Here is a 23332-nt window from a genome sequence, read left to right as displayed (position 1 = left end):
AATATGACAGGCAGACAGATGATCGTATTTGGTGAAGTTTTATTTGATTGTTTCCCGGATGGACAAAAGGTTTTAGGCGGGGCGCCTTTTAATGTGGCCTGGCATTTACAGGCCTTTGGTGCGGCACCATTATTTATTTCCTCGGTGGGAGAAGACCTGTTAGGGGAACAGATCAAAGATGCCATGGCGGGGTGGGGGATGGATCTTAACGGACTTCAGACCCAGGCCAATCAGCCAACCGGCCGCGTTCAAGTAAATATTGCTGACAATGAACCCTGCTACGACATCGTCAGTCCCTGTGCCTATGACTATATTCACTCCGGGCAACTACCCGGATTGTCGAAACACCCGTATTTATACCATGGAACCCTGGCCATACGGAATGCGGTTTCTGCGGGTACGCTTCAGGCGATCAAACATCAGGTAACACCGGATGTATTCATGGATGTTAATCTGCGTGACCCGTGGTGGTGCATCAGTTATATTCGCCCCCTTTTGAGCGACACCTCCTGGTTGAAGCTCAACCACCATGAACTGGCACAAATAGTCCCTGACCGCAGCAAAGAAGAGAACCGGATCAACACACTGTTTTGCGCCACACATGTAAAACACATCATCCTGACACATGGTGAAAAAGGCGCCGTTATTTACATGGCCAACGGCGCTTCTCCCATTTCCGTTTCACCCGAAAAGACAATATCGGTCATTGATACCGTCGGCGCAGGAGATGCGTTCAGCAGCGTCCTGCTGTTGGGAAAATTAAAAAACTGGGCGTTGGAAACAACACTGAAACGTGCCCAGGAATTTGCCGGGGCCGTTGTTGAAATTCGCGGAGCAACCACTACAGATAAAAGATTTTACAAACCGTTTTTAAACGCCTGGAAGTAGGTTATGTACGAACAGTTCTCACATTCTTTATTGAACGAAATTCTGGATAAGCTCAAACCGAAAATCAGAAAACAGGATCTCCACCATTTTTACACCCGCCTGGGCGCCAATTTTTACAGTCTTTTCCTTATTTTTGAACAATTGTATGGCCAGCGGGATGATTTTAATGAGCACCTGCTTTATCTGGTGGAAACCATGGCACGCCAGTACATAAAAAGACCCAGGAATCTGAGGAGAAGTGACCTGGCAAGGGAAAAAGATTTCAATTGGTTCCTTGACCAAAAATGGGTGGGAATGACACTGTATGCAGACGGTTTCGCCGACAACCTGAAAGGGGTTCAAGCCAAACTTGCCTATTTGCAGGAATTGGGGGTTAACCTGGTTCATATCATGCCGATACTGAAATGCCCCAAAGGGGCCAGTGACGGCGGATATGCCGTGAGCGATTTTCGAAAAATCAACGACAAGATAGGCACGCTGGAAAATGTAAAGAATCTGGCCAAAGAGATGAAACAAAGGGAGATGCTGCTGACCCTGGATGTGGTGGTAAACCATGTGTCCGATGAGCACGAATGGGCGCAAAAAGCCCGGTCAGGAGATCCACGCTACCAAGACTATTTTTATTGTTTTGAAAACCGGAAAATCCCCGATATGTTTGAACAGACCCTGCCGGAAATATTTCCGGACCAGGCCCCGGGCAATTTTACCTGGGACGAGACTATGCATAAGTGGGTCATGACGGTCTTTAACACCTATCAATGGGATCTCAATTACAGCAACCCGGCAGTTTTTATCGAAATGCTGGATGTGTTGCTCTTCTGGGCCAACCAGGGCGTGGATATATTGCGTTTGGACGCGGTTGCTTTTCTGTGGAAAAAAATCGGCAGTACCAGTCAAAATGAATATGAAGCCCATAAATTGCTGCAATTGTTTAAAGATTGTTGTCAGATCACTGCCCCCGGGGTTGTTTTTATTGCCGAGGCGATCGTAGCCCCGGTAGAGATCGTCAAGTACTTTGGTGAAGATGCCATCAATGCCAAAGAGTGTGAAATTGCCTATAATGCGACCTTGATGGCGTTATTATGGGATGCCGTTGCCACCAAAAACGCCAAACTGCTGACCCAGGGGATCAAGAATCTGCCGGATAAACTGGAACGGGCCACCTGGCTCAATTACATACGATGTCATGATGATATCGGCCTGGGTTTTACAAATGAAGATATCGCCCAGGCCGGATATGAACCCAGATCCCACCGGGAATTCATCATCAATTACTTTGCCGGCAAATTTGAGAACTCCTCTGCCCGGGGACTGTTGTTTGCCCACAATAAAAAAAACAATGACGCCCGTATTTCAGGAACATTAACTTCATTAATCGGGTTGGAGAAAGCCCTGGAGGAGAATGACCCGGAAAAAATTGACATCATTATTCAGCACATTCTTCTGTTGCATAGTATTATTTTCTCTTTTGGCGGCATTCCACTGATCTATTACGGAGATGAGCTTGGCACAATTAACGACTATTCCTATATTGAAGACATCAGCAAAGCCAATGACAGCCGGTGGGCGCATCGGCCTAGAATAGACTGGGAAAATGCCATGCGTCGCAAACAACCGGGAACGGTTGAATATAAGATATTTAACGCATTAAAAAAGATGATCGCCGTTCGTAAAAAGGTTTCTGAATTTTCAGATTTTAACAACCGGAAACTGCTGGAGATCAGCAATCCCCAACTGCTGGCCTATGTTCGTTTTAATATCAAAACCCGTAAGAGTGTTTTGGTTGTGGGGAATTTTGACGCACATCCGCAATATCTGAACCTGTTTGAACTTGAAACCCAGGGATTCCAGATGGGTGAACATATAAGAGACCTATATTCGGGAAATACCCCAACCCTGTTCAAGGATCAGCTGGTACTTCCCCCATACCGATTTTACTGGCTGGCCGGCAATTGAGCACCAAGCAGCCTATACCCAGCCCAAAACCAAAGTTGAAATACCTATGTTGGTTACACAAACGTTCTTATAAAAAGACGATCAGTCCCTTATCTTCTCTTTTGGAGGCCAAAATAATTCAAAGGCCCCATCTTTTCAATAATTTCAATTGTTTCGAATTTGTAATAAATAAGCGGGCCCATTCTGACACCACACCACGGAATTACACCCATTCTTTCGAATCTATCCCGCTGCCATACTTTTTTTCCATGTATTTCCGGAGTCTTTTGTCATTCTTTCCAATTTTATTATTTGTTGGTATTTTTATTGCTTTACTAAATTGATTATTATTTCCAGGCACGATGCTCCGCTTGTCGGCAATCTTTATATCTTAACGAATAGGAAAAAAAATGAATATATCCAACCACCCATGTTTCAATGTCAAGGTAAAAGGTGTTTGCGGACGAGTCCACCTGCCTGTTGCACCAAGATGTAATATTCAATGTAATTACTGCGATCGAAAACACGACTGTGTCGATGAAACCCGGCCAGGAGTAACCGCTGCAATCCTGAAACCGAGTCAGGCTATGACCTATCTCAAATATGTAATTGAACAAGCGAAAGACATTTCTGTCGTGGGAATTGTAGGACCGGGCGACCCCTTTGCCAATCCCGATGAAACCATGGAAACGCTTCGGTTAGTACAAAGGCAATACCCCGAGATGATTCGTTGCGTGACCACAAACGGTTTGGGTATCGGGCCGTATATTGATGAGCTGGCCGCCATGAATATCAGCCATGTCACCATCTCCCTAAATGCAATTGATCCTGAAATTGGATCAAAATTGTATTCCTTTGTTCGCTATGGCAAAAGAACCCTAGGCCCCAAACCCGGCTTCGAAGTTTTACTGGAAAAGCAGCTTGAGGCAATCATCCGCCTTAAAGAAAAAAACATCATCACCAAGGTCAACACCGTCATTATACCGGAGATCAATGATCGCCATATTGAAACGGTTGCCGAAAAGATGGCCCAACTGAAGGTAGACATCCACAACTGCATCCCCTTTTACCCAAATAAGGGGTCCAATTTTGCCAATTTTCCGGAACCATCTGATTCAGCAGTGGAGAATATTCGAAAAAAGGCGGAAAAATACATCCCCCAAATGTACCATTGCGAACGCTGCCGTGCAGATGCCGTAGGCCTTCTGGGCGAGCGCAATAGCCGCAAAATAATTAGAAAACTGCAGGAATGCGCCCAGATGCCGGAAATTTACGGTGATGACAGACCTTATGTGGCAGTCGCCAGCGTTGACGGTCGACTGGTCAATCAACACCTCGGAAAAGCCGAAGAATTATTGATCTATGGTCAAAAAGACAATGGCGGCGTTTATTTTATAGAAGCCCGAAAAACACCCAAACCCGGCGGTGGCACACAGCGTTGGGAGGACTTAAGCAATATGCTCCGTGATTGCAGGGCATTGATGGTCACCGGACTCGGCGACAGCCCTCGCCGTATACTCAACCAAAAGAAAATCGATATTCTAGAATTGGACGGAACAATCATAGAGGCTGCCGAAGCCGTTTTCGAGGGACACAGCAGGGACTTTATGCTCCAACGAGATGTCAAGGCATGCAACAAAAAGAACCCCATGGCCGGCATGGGGAGTGGATTTTGATCATCCATGGCAAGAATATGTCAAAATAGGTCTATAGACCCGAAAAAATATAAAAAAAAGAGGCTTAACGTGGAAACACTGAAGACAAAATATGGCGAGACAAACGGCTATCAGAATCTGGAAAAATACGCATCGGGCAATCCCGCATCCCTGATTTTTACCGAACGGTTTGAGATTAAAACACCCGTTGGGGTCATTGTGCCCCAGTATTCAGTAGATGATCATGGAAGACGGGTATTAAAACCGGTTAACTTTTATGATAATGGAAATATAAAAAAAGCACCTCTTCAAGAGGCGGCGACCATTGAAACCAAATACGGAAAAATATCCGCGGAACTGGTCATGTTTTATAATAATGAATTATTGAAAAAACTTTTCCCCCTTAATGGCAAGCTAAGCGGTTATTGGGGAGAGAAAGACGAGTATGCCCTGGCCAAAGACCTTGAGTTAAAGCTGCCCTGTGGAACAGTTAAAGCGAAAATAATTAATATCGTCTTTTATGAAAACGGCAATATTAAAAGCATCACTTTCTGGCCGCAGGAGACTGTTGAAGCAAAAACACCCATAGGTACAATGCGTATTAGAGTCGGCATTTCATTTTATGAAGACGGTTCCATAAAATCGGCTGAACCGGCTGAGCCTTATACTGTTGAAACAAAAATTGGAAAAATATCAGCCTATGATAATGACCCGGAAGGCATTATGGGGGATATCAACTCTTTGCAGTTTAACAACCAAGGAGAAGTAACAGCGCTAAGCACCACCCAAAATGCCATAATATTAAGAAACGAAGCGGGTGGAGAAGTAAGATATAGCCCTTATAAAAAAGAGAGTCTTTGTTCCGAGAACGTCGCGGTAACCATTCCACTCCAAATTGAATTTACAAATGAAACGGTCCGTTTTAACCATAGTGCTTGCGAGGAGTATAATTTGTCGGAATGCTCATTCGAAGTAATCGAATATGGAAAAAAAGCAGTAAACCCCTTTTTTATATGTAATTGTAATTAGATCCCTCACCACATTAACCGTAAGGGGATTGAGTATCCCAAGCTTTCCTAAAACCAAAAAAGGCTGCCGGGTTTCGGCAGCCTTTTTCGGAAAAGGAAAAAAGAAAAAAAAGATGAATTTGTTCTCAATCTTAATTATAGAATAGTATACAGCAATTGATGTGCCACCATCCCAACAAATTTCGCTTAAAAAGACAATATGTTGTTTTTACATATTATTTTACATTAAAAAATCATTCCATGGGATTTTTACACGATAGATAAATTAACCTTGAACATCTTTCAGCAGGGAAAAGTTCATTTTTTTGAATATGCACACAGAATAGCATTAAAATTAAAAACATAACACATTAATAATTAAAACAAAAACATCAATTCACGTTCTTGAATCATATTTTCAGGCCGGGTTCATTATTTTGAACACCAAGAACAATCAATCCGTTTCAACACGCAACAAGGCGGCTCTTTTACAAAAGCCGCCTTGTTTATATGATTTCCGGACAGGTACCGGCTAATACCGGTAATGATCCGGCTTGAACGGGCCATTAATAGGCACACCGATATAATCGGCCTGTTCCTGGGTCAGCTTTGTCAAGTTAACAGACAAATTTTTCAGGTGTAGTCTTGCCACCTCCTCGTCCAATTCCTTGGGCAGGGTATATACTTTTTTCTCCAGGTCTTCCTGGGCCAGTTTAATCTGAGCCATGGTCTGGTTTGAAAAACTGTTGCTCATGACAAAACTGGGATGCCCCGTGGCACAGCCAAGATTCACCAGGCGTCCTTCAGCCAGAACAATGACCGAACGGCCCGACGGCAGTATCCACTTGTCCACCTGGGGCTTGATCGTAATCTTTTCCGCATTCGGATGGTTATCCAGAAAACTCATCTCTATCTCACTGTCAAAGTGCCCGATGTTACATATAATGGACTCATCTTTCATCTGTGCAATATGCTCACCGGTGATGACATGATAATTACCTGTGGCGGTAACAAAAATATCTCCACGGGTTACGGCCTGGTCCATGGTGACAACCTCAAACCCCTCCATAGCAGCTTGAAGTGCGCAGATGGGATCGATTTCAGTGATAAGTACAATAGCACCATAGCCTTTCATGGAAGCAGCACATCCTTTGCCCACATCGCCGTATCCGGCAACGACCACGGTTTTGCCTGCAAGCATCACGTCTGTGGCCCGTTTGATACCATCGGCCAGTGATTCCCGGCAACCGTAAAGGTTGTCAAATTTAGATTTGGTCACTGAATCATTTACATTAATGGCCGGAAACAGCAATTCTCCCGCGGAAGCAAGGTGGTATAACCGATGCACACCGGTGGTGGTCTCCTCGGAGACTCCCCGGATTTTTTTGGCAATATTGGTCCAGCGCTGCTTATCCTGGTTATAACTTTCCCGCAGCCGGTCCATGAGGCAGCGCTCGTCCCCGCTGTTGGTCTCCTTGTCAAGAATGGATGGATCCGCTTCAACCTTGGCCCCCTGATGAACAAATAAGGTAGCATCCCCGCCGTCGTCCACAATCAGGTCCGGGCCGGAGCCGTCCGGCCAGGTCAGCGCCTGTTCCGTACACCACCAGAATTCTTCAAGGGTTTCGCCCTTCCATGCAAATACAGCAGCCGTACCCTTGTCGGCAATAGCAGCGGCTGCATGGTCCTGGGTGGAAAAAATATTGCACGTGGCCCAGCGCACATCAGCGCCCAGTTCATACAGGGTATCAATAAGCATGGCCGTTTGAATGGTCATGTGAAGGCTGCCCATTATTTTAAAGCCCTTAAGCGGTTTTTCATGGCCGTATTTTTCCCGGATGGCCATCAATCCGGGCATCTCTTTTTCGGACAGCTGCATATCTTTGTGTCCGTGTTCGGCCAGACCAATGTCCTTGACTTTATAGGGTAAAGACAAATCCAGCGTTATATATCCGTTATCTTGCTTCTGACTCATAAAAATTCCTTTTGCTGTAAATTATAACCCTGCAAGGGATCTGATCTGATCGGCTTTGACGGTTCTTTCCCAGTAAAAATCAGGGTCTTTGCGTCCAAAGTGTCCGTAGGCAGATGTTTTTCTGTAGATGGGACGAAGCAGATCAAGTTCTTTGATGATGCCGGCCGGCCGCAGGTCAAACACCTCTTTGACAATTTCACGGGCTTTGGCTTCTGAAATTTTTCCGGTTCCCATGAAATCCACCATCATGGATACAGGTTCGGCCACGCCGATGGCATAGGCAATCTGCACTTCGCATTTATCGGCAAGCCCTGCAGCAACCAGATTTTTGGCCACATAGCGGCCCATATAGGAAGCGGAACGGTCAACCTTGGAAGGGTCTTTTCCTGAAAAACAGCCGCCGCCGTGGCTACCCTGGCCACCATAAGTGTCCACGATGATTTTACGTCCCGTCACACCACAGTCGCCCATGGGCCCCCCCACAACAAAACGGCCGGTGGGGTTGATGAAAAACCGGGTGTCACCGTCCATCATCTCTCCGGGGATTACCTTTTTAATCACCTCTTTAATCACAGCAGCCTTAAGATCATCATAGGAAACATCCGGTGAGTGCTGAGTGGAGACAACCACCGTGTCAACCCGTTTGGGCACACCGTCCACATATTCGATTGTTACCTGAGATTTTCCGTCGGGACGCAGAAAGTCAAGGGCGCCATTCTTCCGGACCTGTGCCAACCGCCTGGTCAGCTTATGGGCATAGATAATGGGCATGGGCATCAATTCTTCGGTCTCATTGGTGGCAAAACCGAACATCAGGCCCTGGTCGCCGGCACCCTGCTCCTTGTAAAGCCCGTCACCCTCATTTACCCCCTGGGCAATGTCGGGGCTCTGGTGGTCAATGCTGGTGATAACAGAACATGTCTGCCAGTCAAAACCCATATTTGAGGAGTTATAACCAATATCCTTGATGGTGGCCCTGACCACTTCGGGAATGTCCACATAGCACTCGGTTGTAATTTCACCGGCAACCATGACAAGCCCTGTTGTCACAAGTGTCTCACAGGCCACACGGCATTTTTTATCTTCGGCCATGATGGCATCAAGAATGCTGTCTGAGATGGCATCTGCCACCTTGTCAGGATGGCCTTCGGTCACAGACTCGGATGTAAACAGAAAAGATTTGTTTGCTGACATGATATCTCCTTACGCTTAATATGGGGGGGTAATTTATTTATGCATGCGTGCGTGTTGGTATATAAAATTTCCCGGCTCCGGCGCTGCAAAATTGAAATTTTAAATATAGCAAAGCCAATGCGGGAAACATAAAAAGTTTTATATTAATGACACTTATCATCATCTTTGTCAATGGCATATAAATATACATCAATATATCTTTATATTTGCATAAATATTACAAACACCTTGACAAGCGGGCCCGACTTTTTGATGATAACCGTCATTTTTAAAATAATTATATATAAAACTGGAGATAGATTATGCCTTCCAATACCATCACCGGAATCGGCTCTGCCTTAGTAGATGTCCTTATCAACGAGACCGATGAATTCTTACACAAACTTAACAAAGAAAAAGGTGGAATGACCTATGTAACGTCTGCTGAACAGCAGGACATCATATCAGCTTCCTCCCAGATACCGGTGATTGTACCCGGAGGAGCTGCCTGCAATACCATCCTGGGGGTAGGTAACCTCGGCGGTACAGCCAGGTTTATCGGGGCCCGGGGCGAAGATGAATACGGAGATATTTTTGAAGACAAGGTCTGGGAATGCCAGGTGGAACCCGTGCTTAGTTACTTTGACACCCCCACAGGCAAGGTGTTGTCCATTGTAACACCGGATGCCCAACGTTCCATGTTCACGGATCTTGGTGCATCAAGCCTGCTGGACCCTGCCGACGTTACCAGCCAAATGTTTTCAGACACGACCATTGCCCTTGTGGAAGGCTATCTGCTGTTTAACCGCGAGCTGATGATGGCCGCGGTCAAAGCGGCCAAAGCGGCAGGTGCCCTGGTTGCCCTGGATCTGGCAAGCTTTGAGGTGGTCAATGCATCCCAAGATATTCTGCCGGATCTGGTCAAAGAATATGTGGATATCCTGATTGCCAACGAAGACGAGGCAAAGGCCTATACCGGGGAATCAGATGAAACTGCCGCCCTTGAAAAACTATCTGTCAATGTTACATATGCCGTTCTAAAAGTGGGAAGCCGGGGCAGCTATATTTGGCATAACAACACCGTGACCCGCATTGAGCCGGTAAAAGGCAATGCCCCCGTGGACACCACAGGGGCCGGAGATCTGTGGGCAGCGGGCTTTTTATACGGCATTGCCAACGGACTTTCCATTGAAAAAAGCGGCCGGTTAGGATCAATGTGCGGATACGAAGTGTGCCAGGTTATGGGGGCCCAGATTCCGGAACAGGTGTGGGAAAAAATCAGAGCAACGATAGAAGAACAAACCCCATCAAAATGACAGGGTTTGTTTACAATCTGACCCCGATCCCCGGGCAGGGGATCGGGTAAAAGTTGGTTAATAAAGATCAGGCTACCTCATCTATCCAAATACGATCTTATATACCTCTTTATATTTCTTCACAAAATGAAACTCAATGCTCTCTTTAATATGTTCGGGCAGTTTCTTAAAATCACTGAAACACCCCTGGGGCAGAATGATCTCTTTGATGCCCACCCGCCGGGCGGCAATGATTTTTTCCTTGATCCCACCCACGGGCAGGACATCGCCCGTAAGTGTAATCTCGCCGGTCATGGCCAATGGTCTTTCAATTTCACGCCCCGACGCCAGGGAGACGATGGCTGTGGCAATGGTGATGCCGGCACTTGGACCGTCCTTGGGTGTGGCCCCTTCGGGCACATGAATATGAATAAAGGCCTCATCAAAATAATTTTCACTGATGCCATAACTCTGTGATGAGGCTCGCACATGGGAAAGTGCAATGGAGGCGGACTCCTGCATCACATCCCCAAGCTTTCCGGTCAGTTTGAACCCGGAGCCTTTTTCATGCACCTTCACCGCCTCAATGGACAAGGTGGCCCCCCCCATGGCAGTCCAGGCCAGACCTGTCACAATGCCGGTACCTGTCATCTGTTTTTCAGCGGTAAATACAGGCGGTCCCAGCAGATCTTCCAGGGACTTGATGTTGATCTGGATCTTCTCCTGTTTCTCCTTTAAAATTTTGACAATGCTTTTGCGGATGATCTTGTTCAAAAGCTTTTCAAGGTTACGGACCCCAGCTTCCCGTGCATACCCTTCAATGAGATGCCGGATGGTGGGTTCGGTGATGGTGATGGTGGAGGCACTGAGCTTATTGCGTTTCAAAAGCTTGGGCCACAGATGCTTCCTTGCGATCTCCAACTTCTCGGAACTGATATACCCGCTCAAATTAATACGGTCCATACGGTCCAGCAAGGGAGGCGGGATGGTGTCCAGGGTGTTGGCCGTGCAGATGAACAGCACCTTGGACAGATCAATGCGAAGATCAAGATAATGATCCAAAAATGCTGAATTCTGTTCGGGATCCAGCACTTCCAGCAATGCCGAAGCAGGATCTCCCTGGTAGGATGCGCCTATTTTATCGACCTCATCAAGCATAATCACAGGGTTGGCCACGGCCGTATCTTTCAAAGCCTGAACCATTTTTCCGGGCAAAGCCCCCACATAGGTGCGCCGATGTCCCTTGATCTCGGCCTCGTCACGCATTCCACCTAATGAAAACCGATAAAACTTTCGACCCAGGGCTTCGGCAATGGACTTGCCGATTGAGGTTTTTCCCACGCCGGGCGGCCCTACAAACAAAATGATGGACCCTGAAATATCCTTTTTATACACGCCTGCGGCAAAAAATTCGATAATCCGTTCCTTGACATCGGAGAGCCCGGCATGATCCCGGTCAAGCACCTTTTCGGCCCGCTCTATATCAATGTTGTCTTCGGAATAGACCCCCCAGGGAAAAGAGGTGACCCAGTCCAGATAGTTACGGGTCACGCCGTATTCCGAGGACCCGGTTTCAAGCACGGAGAGCTTTTCAATCTCCTCATCAAAACGTTTAACCACATGTTCCGGCGGGTTTAGTTCTGCAAACCGCTCCTTGAACTTATCCACATCAGAGGTTTTATCATCCTTTTGAATGCCAAGCTCCTTCTGAATGGCCTTAAGCTGCTCTCTGAGAAAAAATTTTCGCTTGTTGTCATCGACCTTGGTATTGATGTCCTTTTGGATTTTTGTCTGCAGTTTGGCGATTTCAATCTCCTTTTGCAGAAGCATCATAACCTTTTTCATCCGGTCCAAAATGGATTCGGTTTCAAGGATATCCTGCAGATCATCCCCGGACGCGGTGGTAATACCGGCCGCAAAATCGGTCAAAGGCGAAGGCTGGTCCGGTGAAAAATGATTCAGGTATTGTTTGAGTTCTTCGGAATACAAAGGATTCAAGGACAAAAGCTGCCTAATATTTGAAATAATAGAAATGGCATAGGCCTTGACCGTATCCTCATCGTCTTTGGATTCAGGGAAATATTCCACCTCCGCCACAAAGGGGGGCTTGTCGGACAAAAATTTTTTAATTTTAAACCGCTCCAGGCCCTGGGCAATGAACTGCAGATTGTCCGCCACTTCCTGGACATTGAGCATGCGCACAACGCATCCGATCTTGGGAAAATCTTCTTTATATACGTACTTTCCCTTGACTTCACTGAAATAGCACAACCCTAAAAGCCCCTGGTTCTCCTTGGCTGATTTGGCCAATGTCTCTTCCCATCGCTTCTTGCTGACAACTAAAGGCTGGACCTGAGCCGGCAGGTGGGGACGTCCGGTTATGGGCACAAGATACAAAAATTTAGGCTTGCTACTCTGGGTAACCAGCTCACCTTTATTTTCATTTTCCTCTTCCTCTTCTGTTACAATCTCAGGCGTTATGGGTCTGGGATCATCGCTCATGAATTACCTCTATAATTAAAAGTTATTGATTCGGGTAAAAGCTGCAACAACATGTTCTATCATAGTATAATCAGATTTTACGGTCTGACAACACTTTAGGCTTACCCTGCAAAATGTAAGACTCTGCCTAATTTTTTTTTAAACTTTCAAAAAATATATTGATAAACTTATCAAGACGCTTCATTATAAAAAATGCTAAATTTCAACCGGAGGAAGATGAATGACAAAAGCAATTGACCTGTCCGAAAGCCTGGAAGACTATCTTGAAACCATACTTGAACTTCAGACCACCAATACGGTTGCCCGGTCAAAGGATATTGCCGAACGGCTTGACATCAAGCGCGGATCCGTGACCGGGATGCTCAAAAAACTGGCAGCCCAGGAACTGATCAATTATGAACCCTACGGCTATGTAACCCTGACACCCAAAGGTGAAAAAATAGCAAAAGAAATTGAAAAGCGTCATATTATGTTAAAAGATTTTCTGATCCGTTTTGTCGGCGTGGAGGAACAAAAGGCTGATGAAACTGCGTGCCGCATGGAGCATGCCATGGACACATCCACCTTTAAAAAATTCCAGGCCTTTATTCAAACCATGGACGACTGTCCCCACCGGGAAGACAATTAGTCTTAGGGTACATCCTGATCCCCTGTCACAAACAAGGTTAATTCACGGATCACCACATACAGGGCCGGTACAAAAACAAGTGTCAACGCCGTGGCCGCAACCAGGCCGAAACTAAGACTCTTTTAAGAACCTCATCACCATAATATCCCTGGCGAAGCTGGGTGGCGATGTCTGCCATGGTCACGCCTAAAGATTCGGCGCCCGGTTGGATATAGATCTGTTTTTCCATCTTTCCGGGTCTGAAATCATCGGTGATGTCAAAGGTGCCCGGATAGGATGCAATCTCCTCCTTAAGATCGTTGTTGTCCTCAACCCGATCCCTGAAATAATCGTTGAGTTTAAAGGCCCCGGCTTCAATCTGTGTAATGGTTTTCTGGGTGGTATCAAAGGGTAAACGATCTCCGAAAACATCCAGTTGGAATCACTTTTGGGGAAAAAAGTGTACGGCACATGGCCGCTGGCAATCAGTCCTAAACTGATGATCAGAGATCCTAGGCCCAGTACCAGAGTAAAATACCTATTTTTGACACAATAGCGCAGTAAAGGAGATAGGAATACCCGATGCCACCCAGAAGGCAAGGCCTAAATCCAGAAACAGGGCCAGCACCACAGTGCTGTCAGCCCTTGTCACCAGGGGAATCTGTTCATATTCAGCACCGGTATACCGTTTGCCCTTGGCCCGGATTAAAAATTCGCCACCACTGGTTTTGATCAGCCCGCCGGGCAATTCAAGGCTTCCCGAGCCCACGGCGCGCACCACATCATCAAAAGAGAGGGAAAAGTTGCGCAGATTTTCTTCTGAAATCTCCACGGAAATCTCATACTCCCGAACCCCCATGAGTTCTGCCAGCGATATTTCATCAAAACCCACCAGATCATCCCTGATTTTTTCGGCAGTCTGTTTAAGGGTTCGTTCGGCTACATCACCGTAAACAGCCGCATAAATGGCCGGCTCATTGTTTTTGATCTCAACCACCACAGGATCTTCGGCCAGGGTGGGGAAAGAGTCAATCAGGTCAATCTCTGTTCTGACTTCATTAAGCTTGGCGGTAATGCCCGTGCCGGCATCCAGTTCCAGTACCACGCCGGCATGTCCTTCAACCGCAGTAGAATACATTGTTTTGATATTTTCAAGACTTTTGAGCTGTTCTTCAATTTTGATGCAGATACCTTCTTCCACATCCTCGGGGGAGGCGCCCGGGCAATCCACGGCAATACTGATCATATCCAAAGAGAACTGCGGGAACATCTCCCGCTTCATGTTCATGGCCGTAAACATCCCGGCAACAATCAGAAACACCATGATCAGATTCACCGTAACCCGATGCGCCACCGACCATTTGCCAAGGGCCTTCATTTAGTTCTCCCCGGCCTTTTTAACCGTGATTGCCATACCGTCTAAAGCCCCGGGCAGGGGAGATTCAATGATCAGATCACCGGGGGTCAAGCCGTCTGTAATATAAACATCGTCTTCAAACCGCCGGATCACTTTGACCGTCTTAATCACGAGATGATTTGCCTTAGCCAGATACAGGGTATCGGGAGAGCGCATGAGTGTTCGTGGAATCTTAAACACATTTTCTTTTTGTTCCCCTTTGACACGGCACTTAACAACGATCATATCAGCATTGCCCGATACTGCGGGAACACATAACACCTTGGGAGGCGTATTAACCATTTCCTTTTTTTGGGGTTTTTCCCTGGAAACAAATAACCACAACGCCACGACTGCTGCAAACAGCAGAACTGCAACCACACGCATCAGCCTAAATAAAAAAGACGGCATAGGTATTTTCCTTTGGCCAAAAACCGACACTTGGATTTAAAAAACTATCCCGTCTATCCACTCTTTTTTGAAGATGCCTCCTTTATGGGAGGAGCGGCCTGGGCCGCAGACTTGGCAACAGGCTTGACTTCAGGATCTGTGTTGGCTTCAGAGGTCTCGGCCGGTTTGGACGCAGCCTGTTTTGCAACGGCTTTGCCCCGGATTTTGGCAGTTTCTGAAGAAGAGGCGTTTTTTTTACGGTTGTTTTGGGCTTTGGGGGAGACGCCCCTTAAAATGGGCATCACCTCATCACGTTTTTCAGCCAACAAAAGGGAGATTTCTTCTTTGCGGGTTTCATCAAGAACGATATCGGAATTTTCAAGAAAATCAAACAAATTGTCGGCAATATCTAGCATCTTGTCATAGGCGTCTGCTTCTTTTTTTGTCGCGAATGTCATCTTTTTATCTCCATCCCTGACAACAATATATTGGACAATTACAGGCATTTTTTCTCCTTGAGAATAAAATTCTTTAACAAAGGAAAGCGGTTTATTTATACTTCTCTTTCATAGTAAAAAAACAGGATTGGGTAAAGTTCTTTTACTTTTGCCAGGGCAATTGGTTATGTTAAAACACATTTGATCAACAGTATGCATTAATTTCCAAATAACAAAAAATTTACCCAAGAATTGGATAAAAAAGTATCGAAGACCATCCCCTTCCTCACCCACAGAAAATCATAACATTCTGTATAGAAATATTTTTCAATCATGGTACTTATATTGCATATTTAGAACCATTTTAAGAATAAAAGATTTGAGATTTAAGCCAGGAGGTTAAAGAGGTCTGATGGAAATAACAAAAGAGCAAGTTGACCATATCTTTAAACAGTCCAAAAGCACGGAAGAAGCCTTGATTGCCCTTTATAAACTTATTCTGCCGGACTGGGAACAAATCAAAACATCAAAAGGGTTTCCGCTGATCGGTAAAGACGGTTGGCTGTATATCTGCGAATGTTTTATCAGATTAAGCAAACCTAAAGAGAACGGTTTCCCCGGATTATGGCTTAATAAAGGTTTTGACAGTAGCGATCATCTGCCAATGTGGACGGTTGATTTAAACCATTTTTATCCGACTTATTAAAACTAACCAGAGATGCATAGATCTCCTCTATCCGCGCTATTGTCAACAAAAAATGCGTTTTTTTATAAGAAGGTCTGGGTAAGGTACTCAGATCTTTCAAGCCTTGTTGTGGGCTATGCCTGTCAGTTGATATGTCAGGTCAGCCCATGGCTGTTATAAAAAATTGGATTAAATTTCCTTTGCAAAAACCTAACCGGACATCACTGACACAGACCCTCACACAGAAAGTCTTTAAAACGCAAAAAAGCTTCCAACGAAAAACCGCTGAAAGCCTTATTGCTGTAATGGTGGGCCATCGGGGAATCGAACCCAGGACCTACTGATTAAGAGTCAGTTTTAAACACTTTCACAACTTTTCACAAAATCACATAAACATACCGATATTACTTGACATTATTATATCTGAACAGTATTTTACCTTCAGTTTATTTCACATAAAAACACCTTACGTCAGCCTAAAAGTGGGGGCTATGTGGGGGCAGAGTTGGCCAACCGATATACACAACAACGGAGAAAGCCGTTTGTCAGATGTCCGGACAAAGGTTGAGGAGGAAAAGCAGCAGGAGCAAGCCCGGCAAGAACAAAAAGAAAAAGACAACATATCCCTGTCCACCTATTTTGATGAAATTTATTATCCGGCCATAATCCAGGCGAAGACCAAAACAGCTGTAACCGAGGAACAGCTTTTCAGACTTTGGATAAAAACAACCATGGGCGACAAGCCGTTAAAAGAGATTTCAGCCTTTGACCTGGAACGGTTGAAAAAGGAAATGACCACTGCCCGGAAGTCTCCACGCACAATTGAATACACTTTAACCACCCTGGGGCAAATATTCCGTCATGCTGAACGGTTGAAATATTTCCATGGGGACATACCCACCACAAGGGTGAAAAAGCCCAAATACGATAATAAGCGGGTCAGATTTCTGTCCCATGCTGAAGCTCACGCCCTATTGGAAATCCTTCAAAAAAAAAGTCCGGAAACATACGAAATGGCACTGCTATCCCTGCACTGTGGATTAAGAGCCGGTGAAATCTTTTCACTTGCCTGGAATGACGTTGATCTCGACCATGGCCTTATACCCCTGTTGGATACAAAATCCAGTAAGACCAGAACCCTATCAATGACAGCAGACATTCAGTCCTTTTTTGTGGCAAAATACCAGGGCGAAAAACAAGACCTTGTTTTTCCAGACCGAAAAACCGGCGGGACAAGGAAACAAATTTCAAAATCGTTCCCCAGGTCAGTATCCGAAGCCGGGCTAAATAACGGCATTGAGGACCGGCGGCAACGGGTTACATTTCACACTCTGCGCCATACCTTCGCGTCATGGCTGGTTATGGAAGGCATAAGCCTTTATGAAGTCAAGGAATTGCTGGGCCATGCTTCCTTGACCATGACTGAACGATACGCCCACCTTGCACCAGGCCGGAACAAAAAAGCGGCTACAACCATGGAGAAGGTTTTCAATAAGAAAGACGAGGTTGAGAAAATCGCAAGAAATAACGTTGTGAATATGAAATAATTGTTTTGAGAAAAAATATATGACCCAATGAATAAAGGATGTCTCATGAAAAGATTCTTGACCGCAATCATTGAAAAAGAGGGAACCGGTTATGTTTCCTTATGCCCTGAACTCGACATAGCCAGTCAGGGGGAAACCGTTGCCGAAGCAAGGGAAAATCTGCAGGAAGCCCTTGAACTATTTTTTGAATGCGCATCCCCGGGCGAAATAGAGACCCGGCTTAAAGAGGAAATTTATATCACCCAGATGGAGGTTGCCGTTGGTTAAGCTGCGGGTCTTATCTGGAAAAGAAGCCTGTTCAATATTATCTGCCAATGGTTTTGCAGAGATCCGCAGACGGGGCAGCCATGTGATTATGCAAAAGAAAATTGAGGGGTCCACCATCACCGTTCCGGTGCCAGATCATAAAGAACTAAAAAAAGGGACCCTGCTTTCCATTATCAGGCAATCCGGTATAAACCGGAACGCCTTTGAATAATTCCATTTTCCTGGGATAGATTCGGGGTCGCTCCCTGGATTGAACCGGGGGTAATCCTGAACCACCTTTCCCAGGCTCAAAAATCAGATATCTTGTAGGAGAGATGAAATGCCGAAAATTACAAAGCAGGAACTGCTTGAAAGACGGATTGAAGAATATGAACATGCCTGTGAGGGAATAGACAGATACCAACATTTTAAAAAGTTGGATTACTGGACACTTGATGAGGGGTTACGGCTGTTAATTGCACCGAATGAAATAGGCCAAAGGTCGATAGGAATATCTATTCTATTGTTCGATATTGAATTTTTGCAAAACTCGAAAAAATATCAAATAGTCACCAGGAGTTTGAATACTTCTTTGCCAGTTGAAGGTGATTATAAAGAAAAAATCTCACAATACAAAAACAGTGATATGGAAAAAACAATTTCTAACTGTTGGTATTATTGTTATGCCCATCTTAAAGTGAATCCGTTCCAGTTTCTTGATTTTATAAAAAGTAAAAATTTATTTGATATTCCAGACGAATTGCTTTTTTCAAAAACGGATTTGGATTCAGGAAAGTATTCTTGGCAAACTGGAAATTTAGAAAATCCTGATAATTCTAATCACCCAATAGTTCGGACAGTTTTTAGCGTAGTCTTGTAAAAAAAGGTAGACAAGAGTTCTCCAAAATTGAGAAAGTTTTATTGCGAAGTAAAATTTTCATATCAACTAAGGAGAACCCTATGGAGACAATAAAACTTATTTTATCTCAAATGTCTATCCCTAAACCGCAACTGAAGTTCTTGTTGATCTTATTTTCAACAATAATGATCCTCCGGGGCCGAATGAATTACCGCAACATGAGTCGTTACAGTATTCTCCATGAAAAAAGTTTTTCAAGGAACTTCAAAAAGCCATTCGATTTTACCGAATTGAATCACCGGTTGATTTTGGAAACCATACCTGAAGCAAACAAGAAGATGGCAGCAATTGATGCTTCGTTTGTACCCAAAAGTGGGAAACACAGTTATGGGATCGACTATTTTTGGAGTGGAGTTGTCGGCAAATCAAAAAAGGGGCAGGAAATATCATCATTGGCAATTGTTGATCTGGACTATAATACCGCCTACAATCTTTCTGTTGAGCAGACACCTTCCGGCAGTGAAATTGGCAAAAAAGAGGAAAATCGAATTGATTTTTACCTGCAGCAAATTCAACGTAACCAGAATTACCTGTGTGCCCATTGTATCCTTTATATTGCCACTGATGGATTTTACAGTAAAACCCGCTTTATCGATGGTCTTGTCGGACTGGGCTTTCATCAAGTTGGCCGTCTGAGAGACGATGCAAATCTTCGTTATCTCTACAAGGGGCCACATGAGAAAAGAAAAGGGGCCAAGAAAAAATATGACGGCAAAGTCAAATATGAGGATCTTTCTCGATGGCAATTGGTCAGTGAAATTGAACCGGGTGTCAGTCTGTATACTGCAGATCTGAATTCTCCCCATTTTAAACGCAACCTGAGAGTCGTTTATCTGCTGGATCAACGAAATTCTAAAAAATATCGTTATGCCTTATTTTTTTCAATCGATTTGACCCTGGATCCAGTAGATATTTTTAATATGTATCGAGCTCGTTTTCAGATTGAGTTTATCTTTCGAGACGCCAAGCAGTTTACCGGACTCACTGATTGCCAAGCCAGAAGCAAAGAAGCTTTAAATTTCCATTTCAATGCATCTTTAACCACACTCAATTTGTTGAAAAAGCAGGAGCGTGAACAAGCTGAAAATTCTAATTCCAAAGTCTGTTCGATCGCATCCTGGAAGGCCCGTTATTTCAATGAACACCTGCTGGACCGATTTATTTCACACTTAGATTTGAACCCTATCTTTATAAAAAATACGCCTCAATACGAGGAACTTATAAACTACGGCGCTATTAGCGCCTAAATTTGTCCGAACCATTGTGCACTAAAAGACAGACTTTTTTAAAACCGGGAAAATGGGAATGCGCCCCTGTTGATTTCGTGGTGAATCTTAAAAGCCGTCCTGAACCAAGCCCACCCATAAACACCTCTTTTTACCTAAATAGTTAGGAAAGTCTAATTATAATAAAAAATTGGGGGCCGTAAAAGAATTTTTAACCCACAGGGATAAAAAAGTGGGGGCTATGTGGCGGCAAACCGGAAACAAAAGCAAAAAAGCTTCCAACGAAAAACCGCTGAAAGCCTTATTGCTGTGGTGGTGGGCCATCGGGGAATCGAACCCAGGACCTACTGATTAAGAGTCAGTTGCTCTACCAATTGAGCTAATGGCCCATCAAATGAACGCCGAACAATACCCAAAACCACCGTCATTGTCAATGTTTTTTTTGATCACATGTCTTATCATATTGCCCGAAACCCGTAAATTTTGACGATTACTGATCAAGCGCCTGCGCTCCATTTTACATACTGGAAAAGCAAATTCAAAAACCAGACCCTTTTTCCAGAATTCGTTCAGCTCCATTCAACACAAAGCACCCAGGTTCTAAACCTTTCTGAGCAAAAAGGATTAAGGCTGAATATAGATAACCGATTTCAGATCGAAATACCGGATCGATTTTCCCAGACAACCCTGGCCCAGGTGCTCCAAGTATTGGGGAGGTGCTGATGTTTTCTCCCACCCAGAATTTAAAAATTCATATTGCACTTGGGAGCACTGATATGGGCAAATCCATTGATGGGTTATCCGTACTTGTAAGTGAAACATTGAATTTAGATCCATTCTCAGGACACATGTTTGGCAATACCGCAAAACCCACCTTTAAAGTTATATTTGTTTTTATAGGCATACTAATTGCTTAATAATTATATTGTTGTTCTTTTTAACAAAAATAGCATATCAAAAAATGTACCAGGTTTTGATTTTACCATGGAAAAACAAATTTGAGGGTGAGTTTTGCGGTATTGCGAAAAAAGCAATCTTCATGAACAAGACCATTATCCATCTGCGCCTTTTAACCATCATCCTGACTTCTATATCCGAAAATTAGAAAAAAAACTTGCCCGTTCCGGGTTTGAAAGAAAACCCCATGAAACCTATGAACAATTTTTCATTCGCATCAAAGAAAAAACCTTTTCCCCGCAGGATATCCCATCCCTTATGACTGTTATCCGGATTCACAAACAGCTTCGTTTTGGACCCCGGCCCATTTCCGGTAATGATTTGGCAATATTGGAAGCAGAAACAGACCGGCTGATTCAAAAGCTGTCCGATCCCGGCAGGTCGGTCCGGGACAAATCCGGCGCAGGAACAGGCATTGACAATTACGACCCAGGCTCTTAAATTCAGACATAAGTCATTACCAAACCGGCAGGACAGCGCCGTTTTAAAGGAGATAAAATGAAAGCAACACACTATACAGATATTTCCGGCACAAAAATGAACAACGACATGGTCAAACGTGTTACGGGACGGGTACTCATCGGCAAGGATGACGGCGCCCCCAATTTCTGCATGAGAAGATTTGACGTTGAAGCCGGCGGTCATGCCCCCAGGCATACCCATGACTGGGAACATGAAATTTATGTGGTTGAGGGCAAAGGCGAGGTCCTTCTCGGGGATCAGTGGCATGACATTTCCCAGGGAACCGCAGTTTATGTCCCCCCCAATGTTGATCACCAGATAAAAAACAGCTCGGACGGACATCTTGCCTTTCTGTGCCTGGTTCCTTCCAAAGCCCCGGAGATGTAGATGAAAACGCCCAGAACCTGCGTCACCCCCCAGGGGCAATTTGTAGTGGGAATCCACAAACCTGGATTTGATGTGGATAATTTCAGGCAAAATAGCACTGACGATGTGCTTGGCCGCCTTCCTGATGGCAGGCCTGTGAAAAACCTGCAGAATTATCCCCAGGGGCAGGTCCAGGCAAGCATGGATGACCGAATTTATGAAATCGCCAATGCGTTTCCATTCCGGGGCAGCACCTTTATCAATTCGGACTGGGCGGACCGCAAGGCGAAACGTCCCGATACCATATGCCTTCCGGCCCGGTCGGACTGCTCCTTAAGCGCTTGTCTGAAACAGTGGCAAAAGGGAAAAGGCGTGCAGCGGAATACTGTGACCCAGATGCTGGAACTGCTTCCCCGCCCCCTGAAACTGGCACTGGCCCAGGCGTCCACGGACCCGGAGGAGCTTTGTGCACTTGCCGGCCTTGCCTGCGATTTTGTATATGATAATGGTAAGGACCATCCGCCCACGGGTCTTTCCTTTGGAAAGAACAATCAAGGCTGGCTCTTCCCGGTCATCCACGACCATGATCTTTATGATGTGCTTGGCAACAACCCGGCCCTGCCCGATGTTTATAAAGAGGTGATGGTCCTCAAACCCGGCATTCAGGGGGACAGCCCCATTGTGGGAGAAAGCCTGAATAACACCCATGTTTTTGAATATATGCGGGCTAACTCATACATTCCCTGGGGCCATTATGCCACTAACATGGCCAATGACCAAATCCGCTACCGGGCCAATGACCTGACCCCGTCTGACATGGCAGGTATCCGGCATCTGTATTACCAGCGCATCTATGTACGCCTTGCCCAGATGCTGGGCGTGACGCTGCCGGCAACCGGCCGGCCTCTCTCAACAGATGAACTTGAGGCACTGCGCATGGAAATCACGGATGCCCTGCTATCGGGGGACCGCAGCCCATTGGACAGTGAGTCTCCCTTTTTTACAGGGGCGTTATGGGGATGGAATTTCGGATTCGGGTTTGCCCAGTCCGGACACCGGCTGCATGCCTCCCACCAGATGATCCACCAGCAGAACGCCATGATTCCGGAAAGCATCTTGGATAGCGACGGCAACCGTTATCCCTGTTTTTCCTGCGGGGATCTTGTGGCTGACTTTATCCGGGATTATAAAGCCGCCTACAACACAAATTTTTTTACCGCCTTTATCAAGGCCATTAAAAACAATCAGCGAACAGACATGAACCCGGACGGTCCCAATGATTTGGTCGTCTGGGAAAACGACAAAGTCATGCTGTTTGCCCCCAAGGCCCAGGTCAGTGAATGGGAGCTGATGCTGATGACCAAAGCCCCCTGCCCCCATGTGCTTTCCGCCGACACCGCAACCCGCAATGCCCTGGACACCGGCATCCGTATAGCCGTCCAGACCCTGGAAACATTGGGCGCACAGATGGTCACAAGCGTGGAATTTTCAGGCCGGTTTAACAGCCCGGTCACCGAGCAGCACCTTGTCTACTCGTTTATCCCGCGTCTGCCCTATGCGCCGGGCACCTTTTCCGAGGCCCAGATGCGTTTTATCGCCGGATGCTATCCAGAAGATTTTTCCTTTGCCTGCCGAAAAGTGCTGTCGTCCTGATAACCGTATAG

At 45.5% G+C, this 23332-nt stretch carries 23 protein-coding genes and 1 tRNA gene; 17 read left to right on the top strand and 7 right to left on the bottom strand.

All coding sequences use genetic code 11. The features are described from left to right. Positions 1-3 precede the first annotated feature (3 nt). From DESPODRAFT_RS13170 to DESPODRAFT_RS13155, 4 genes are all read left to right on the top strand, one after another. Complete coding sequence (locus DESPODRAFT_RS13170) at positions 4-888, top strand: PfkB family carbohydrate kinase (RefSeq protein WP_004074067.1); 885 nt, start codon at positions 4-6, stop codon at positions 886-888. Positions 889-891: 3 nt separating this feature from the next. Further along, positions 892-2844 carry an alpha-amylase family glycosyl hydrolase gene (locus DESPODRAFT_RS13165; protein ID WP_004074066.1) on the top strand — a complete coding sequence of 651 codons (1953 nt, stop codon included), beginning with the start codon at positions 892-894 and terminating at the stop codon, positions 2842-2844. 389 nt (positions 2845-3233) lie between these two features. After that, positions 3234-4499 (top strand): radical SAM protein, encoded by a 1266-nt coding sequence (locus DESPODRAFT_RS13160; RefSeq protein WP_004074065.1) that lies wholly within the window; start codon positions 3234-3236, stop codon positions 4497-4499. A 198-nt stretch (positions 4500-4697) separates the two neighbouring features. Next, positions 4698-5507, top strand: coding sequence for a hypothetical protein (locus tag DESPODRAFT_RS13155; RefSeq protein WP_245531915.1), 810 nt, complete (start codon positions 4698-4700; stop codon positions 5505-5507). 510 nt (positions 5508-6017) lie between these two features. Here DESPODRAFT_RS13155 and ahcY read toward each other — a convergent pair. Further along, the gene (gene ahcY / locus DESPODRAFT_RS13150) at positions 6018-7460 is read right to left on the bottom strand and encodes an adenosylhomocysteinase (RefSeq protein WP_004074063.1); all 1443 of its coding nucleotides are present in this window, start codon (positions 7458-7460) and stop codon (positions 6018-6020) included. A gap of 21 nt (positions 7461-7481) precedes the next feature. Beyond that, complete coding sequence (gene metK, locus DESPODRAFT_RS13145) at positions 7482-8654, bottom strand: methionine adenosyltransferase (RefSeq protein WP_004074062.1); 1173 nt, start codon at positions 8652-8654, stop codon at positions 7482-7484. A 302-nt stretch (positions 8655-8956) separates the two neighbouring features. Between metK and DESPODRAFT_RS13140 the strand changes: the two genes are divergently transcribed. Further along, a complete protein-coding gene (locus DESPODRAFT_RS13140) occupies positions 8957-9949 on the top strand; it encodes an adenosine kinase (protein WP_004074061.1) in 993 nt (330 codons plus the stop codon). Positions 9950-10030: 81 nt separating this feature from the next. Here the strand turns inward: DESPODRAFT_RS13140 and lon are convergent, their stop codons facing one another. Further along, entirely contained in the window at positions 10031-12430 is a 2400-nt protein-coding gene (gene lon, locus DESPODRAFT_RS13135; RefSeq protein WP_004074060.1) for an endopeptidase La, read from the bottom strand. Between the two features lie 220 nt (positions 12431-12650). Between lon and DESPODRAFT_RS13130 the strand changes: the two genes are divergently transcribed. Beyond that, positions 12651-13058, top strand: coding sequence for a metal-dependent transcriptional regulator (locus DESPODRAFT_RS13130; RefSeq protein WP_004074059.1), 408 nt, complete (start codon positions 12651-12653; stop codon positions 13056-13058). Between the two features lie 205 nt (positions 13059-13263). Continuing rightward, complete coding sequence (locus DESPODRAFT_RS21155) at positions 13264-13452, top strand: hypothetical protein (RefSeq protein WP_040015983.1); 189 nt, start codon at positions 13264-13266, stop codon at positions 13450-13452. Between the two features lie 123 nt (positions 13453-13575). Here the strand turns inward: DESPODRAFT_RS21155 and DESPODRAFT_RS13120 are convergent, their stop codons facing one another. Genes DESPODRAFT_RS13120 through DESPODRAFT_RS13110 form a run of 3 tightly spaced genes read right to left on the bottom strand, consistent with a single transcriptional unit; the run spans position 13576 to position 15329 of the window. Then, positions 13576-14415, bottom strand: a complete 840-nt coding sequence (locus tag DESPODRAFT_RS13120) for an efflux RND transporter permease subunit (RefSeq protein WP_040015982.1) — start codon at positions 14413-14415, stop codon at positions 13576-13578. Then, a complete protein-coding gene (locus DESPODRAFT_RS13115; protein WP_040015981.1) occupies positions 14416-14844 on the bottom strand; it encodes an efflux RND transporter periplasmic adaptor subunit in 429 nt (142 codons plus the stop codon). Between the two features lie 53 nt (positions 14845-14897). Further along, the gene (locus tag DESPODRAFT_RS13110) at positions 14898-15329 is read right to left on the bottom strand and encodes a YebG family protein (protein WP_004074058.1); all 432 of its coding nucleotides are present in this window, start codon (positions 15327-15329) and stop codon (positions 14898-14900) included. Between the two features lie 343 nt (positions 15330-15672). Here DESPODRAFT_RS13110 and DESPODRAFT_RS13105 point away from each other — a divergent pair, with 343 nt between their 5' ends. The 6 genes from DESPODRAFT_RS13105 to DESPODRAFT_RS18760 all read left to right on the top strand — a co-directional run bounded on the left by DESPODRAFT_RS13105 (position 15673) and on the right by DESPODRAFT_RS18760 (position 19904). Further along, complete coding sequence (locus DESPODRAFT_RS13105) at positions 15673-15966, top strand: hypothetical protein (protein ID WP_004074057.1); 294 nt, start codon at positions 15673-15675, stop codon at positions 15964-15966. Positions 15967-16487: 521 nt separating this feature from the next. Further along, a complete protein-coding gene (locus tag DESPODRAFT_RS13100) occupies positions 16488-17492 on the top strand; it encodes a tyrosine-type recombinase/integrase (protein ID WP_004074056.1) in 1005 nt (334 codons plus the stop codon). A 45-nt stretch (positions 17493-17537) separates the two neighbouring features. Continuing rightward, positions 17538-17759: a type II toxin-antitoxin system HicB family antitoxin gene (locus DESPODRAFT_RS13095; protein WP_004074055.1), complete on the top strand. Its 222-nt coding sequence runs from the start codon at positions 17538-17540 to the stop codon at positions 17757-17759. Further along, entirely contained in the window at positions 17752-17970 is a 219-nt protein-coding gene (locus DESPODRAFT_RS13090; protein WP_004074054.1) for a type II toxin-antitoxin system HicA family toxin, read from the top strand. The genes DESPODRAFT_RS13095 and DESPODRAFT_RS13090 overlap by 8 nt, the downstream gene beginning before the upstream one ends. Positions 17971-18078: 108 nt before the next feature. Next, complete coding sequence (locus tag DESPODRAFT_RS13085; protein WP_004074053.1) at positions 18079-18618, top strand: hypothetical protein; 540 nt, start codon at positions 18079-18081, stop codon at positions 18616-18618. An 80-nt stretch (positions 18619-18698) separates the two neighbouring features. Beyond that, positions 18699-19904: a transposase gene (locus tag DESPODRAFT_RS18760; RefSeq protein ID WP_004074052.1), complete on the top strand. Its 1206-nt coding sequence runs from the start codon at positions 18699-18701 to the stop codon at positions 19902-19904. Positions 19905-20196: 292 nt separating this feature from the next. On the opposite strand, the gene DESPODRAFT_RS13075 is transcribed toward DESPODRAFT_RS18760, so the two are convergent. After that, a tRNA-Lys gene (locus DESPODRAFT_RS13075) sits at positions 20197-20272 on the bottom strand. 333 nt (positions 20273-20605) lie between these two features. Between DESPODRAFT_RS13075 and tnpB the strand changes: the two genes are divergently transcribed. From tnpB to DESPODRAFT_RS13050, 4 genes are all read left to right on the top strand, one after another. Then, a complete protein-coding gene (gene tnpB / locus DESPODRAFT_RS13065; protein WP_004074051.1) occupies positions 20606-20800 on the top strand; it encodes an IS66 family insertion sequence element accessory protein TnpB in 195 nt (64 codons plus the stop codon). 94 nt (positions 20801-20894) lie between these two features. Continuing rightward, positions 20895-21281 (top strand): DUF4129 domain-containing protein, encoded by a 387-nt coding sequence (locus DESPODRAFT_RS13060; RefSeq protein ID WP_004074050.1) that lies wholly within the window; start codon positions 20895-20897, stop codon positions 21279-21281. Between the two features lie 57 nt (positions 21282-21338). Continuing rightward, the gene (locus DESPODRAFT_RS13055; RefSeq protein WP_004074049.1) at positions 21339-21689 is read left to right on the top strand and encodes a cupin domain-containing protein; all 351 of its coding nucleotides are present in this window, start codon (positions 21339-21341) and stop codon (positions 21687-21689) included. Then, positions 21690-23321 carry a hypothetical protein gene (locus tag DESPODRAFT_RS13050; RefSeq protein WP_004074048.1) on the top strand — a complete coding sequence of 544 codons (1632 nt, stop codon included), beginning with the start codon at positions 21690-21692 and terminating at the stop codon, positions 23319-23321. Positions 23322-23332: the final 11 nt, after the last annotated feature.

Origin of the sequence: Desulfobacter postgatei 2ac9, from assembly GCF_000233695.2 — a bacterium.
Classification (GTDB): Bacteria; Desulfobacterota; Desulfobacteria; order Desulfobacterales; family Desulfobacteraceae; genus Desulfobacter; species Desulfobacter postgatei.
Note: the sequence above shows the minus strand (reverse complement) of the source record. Positions and strands in the feature narration are given on the sequence as shown.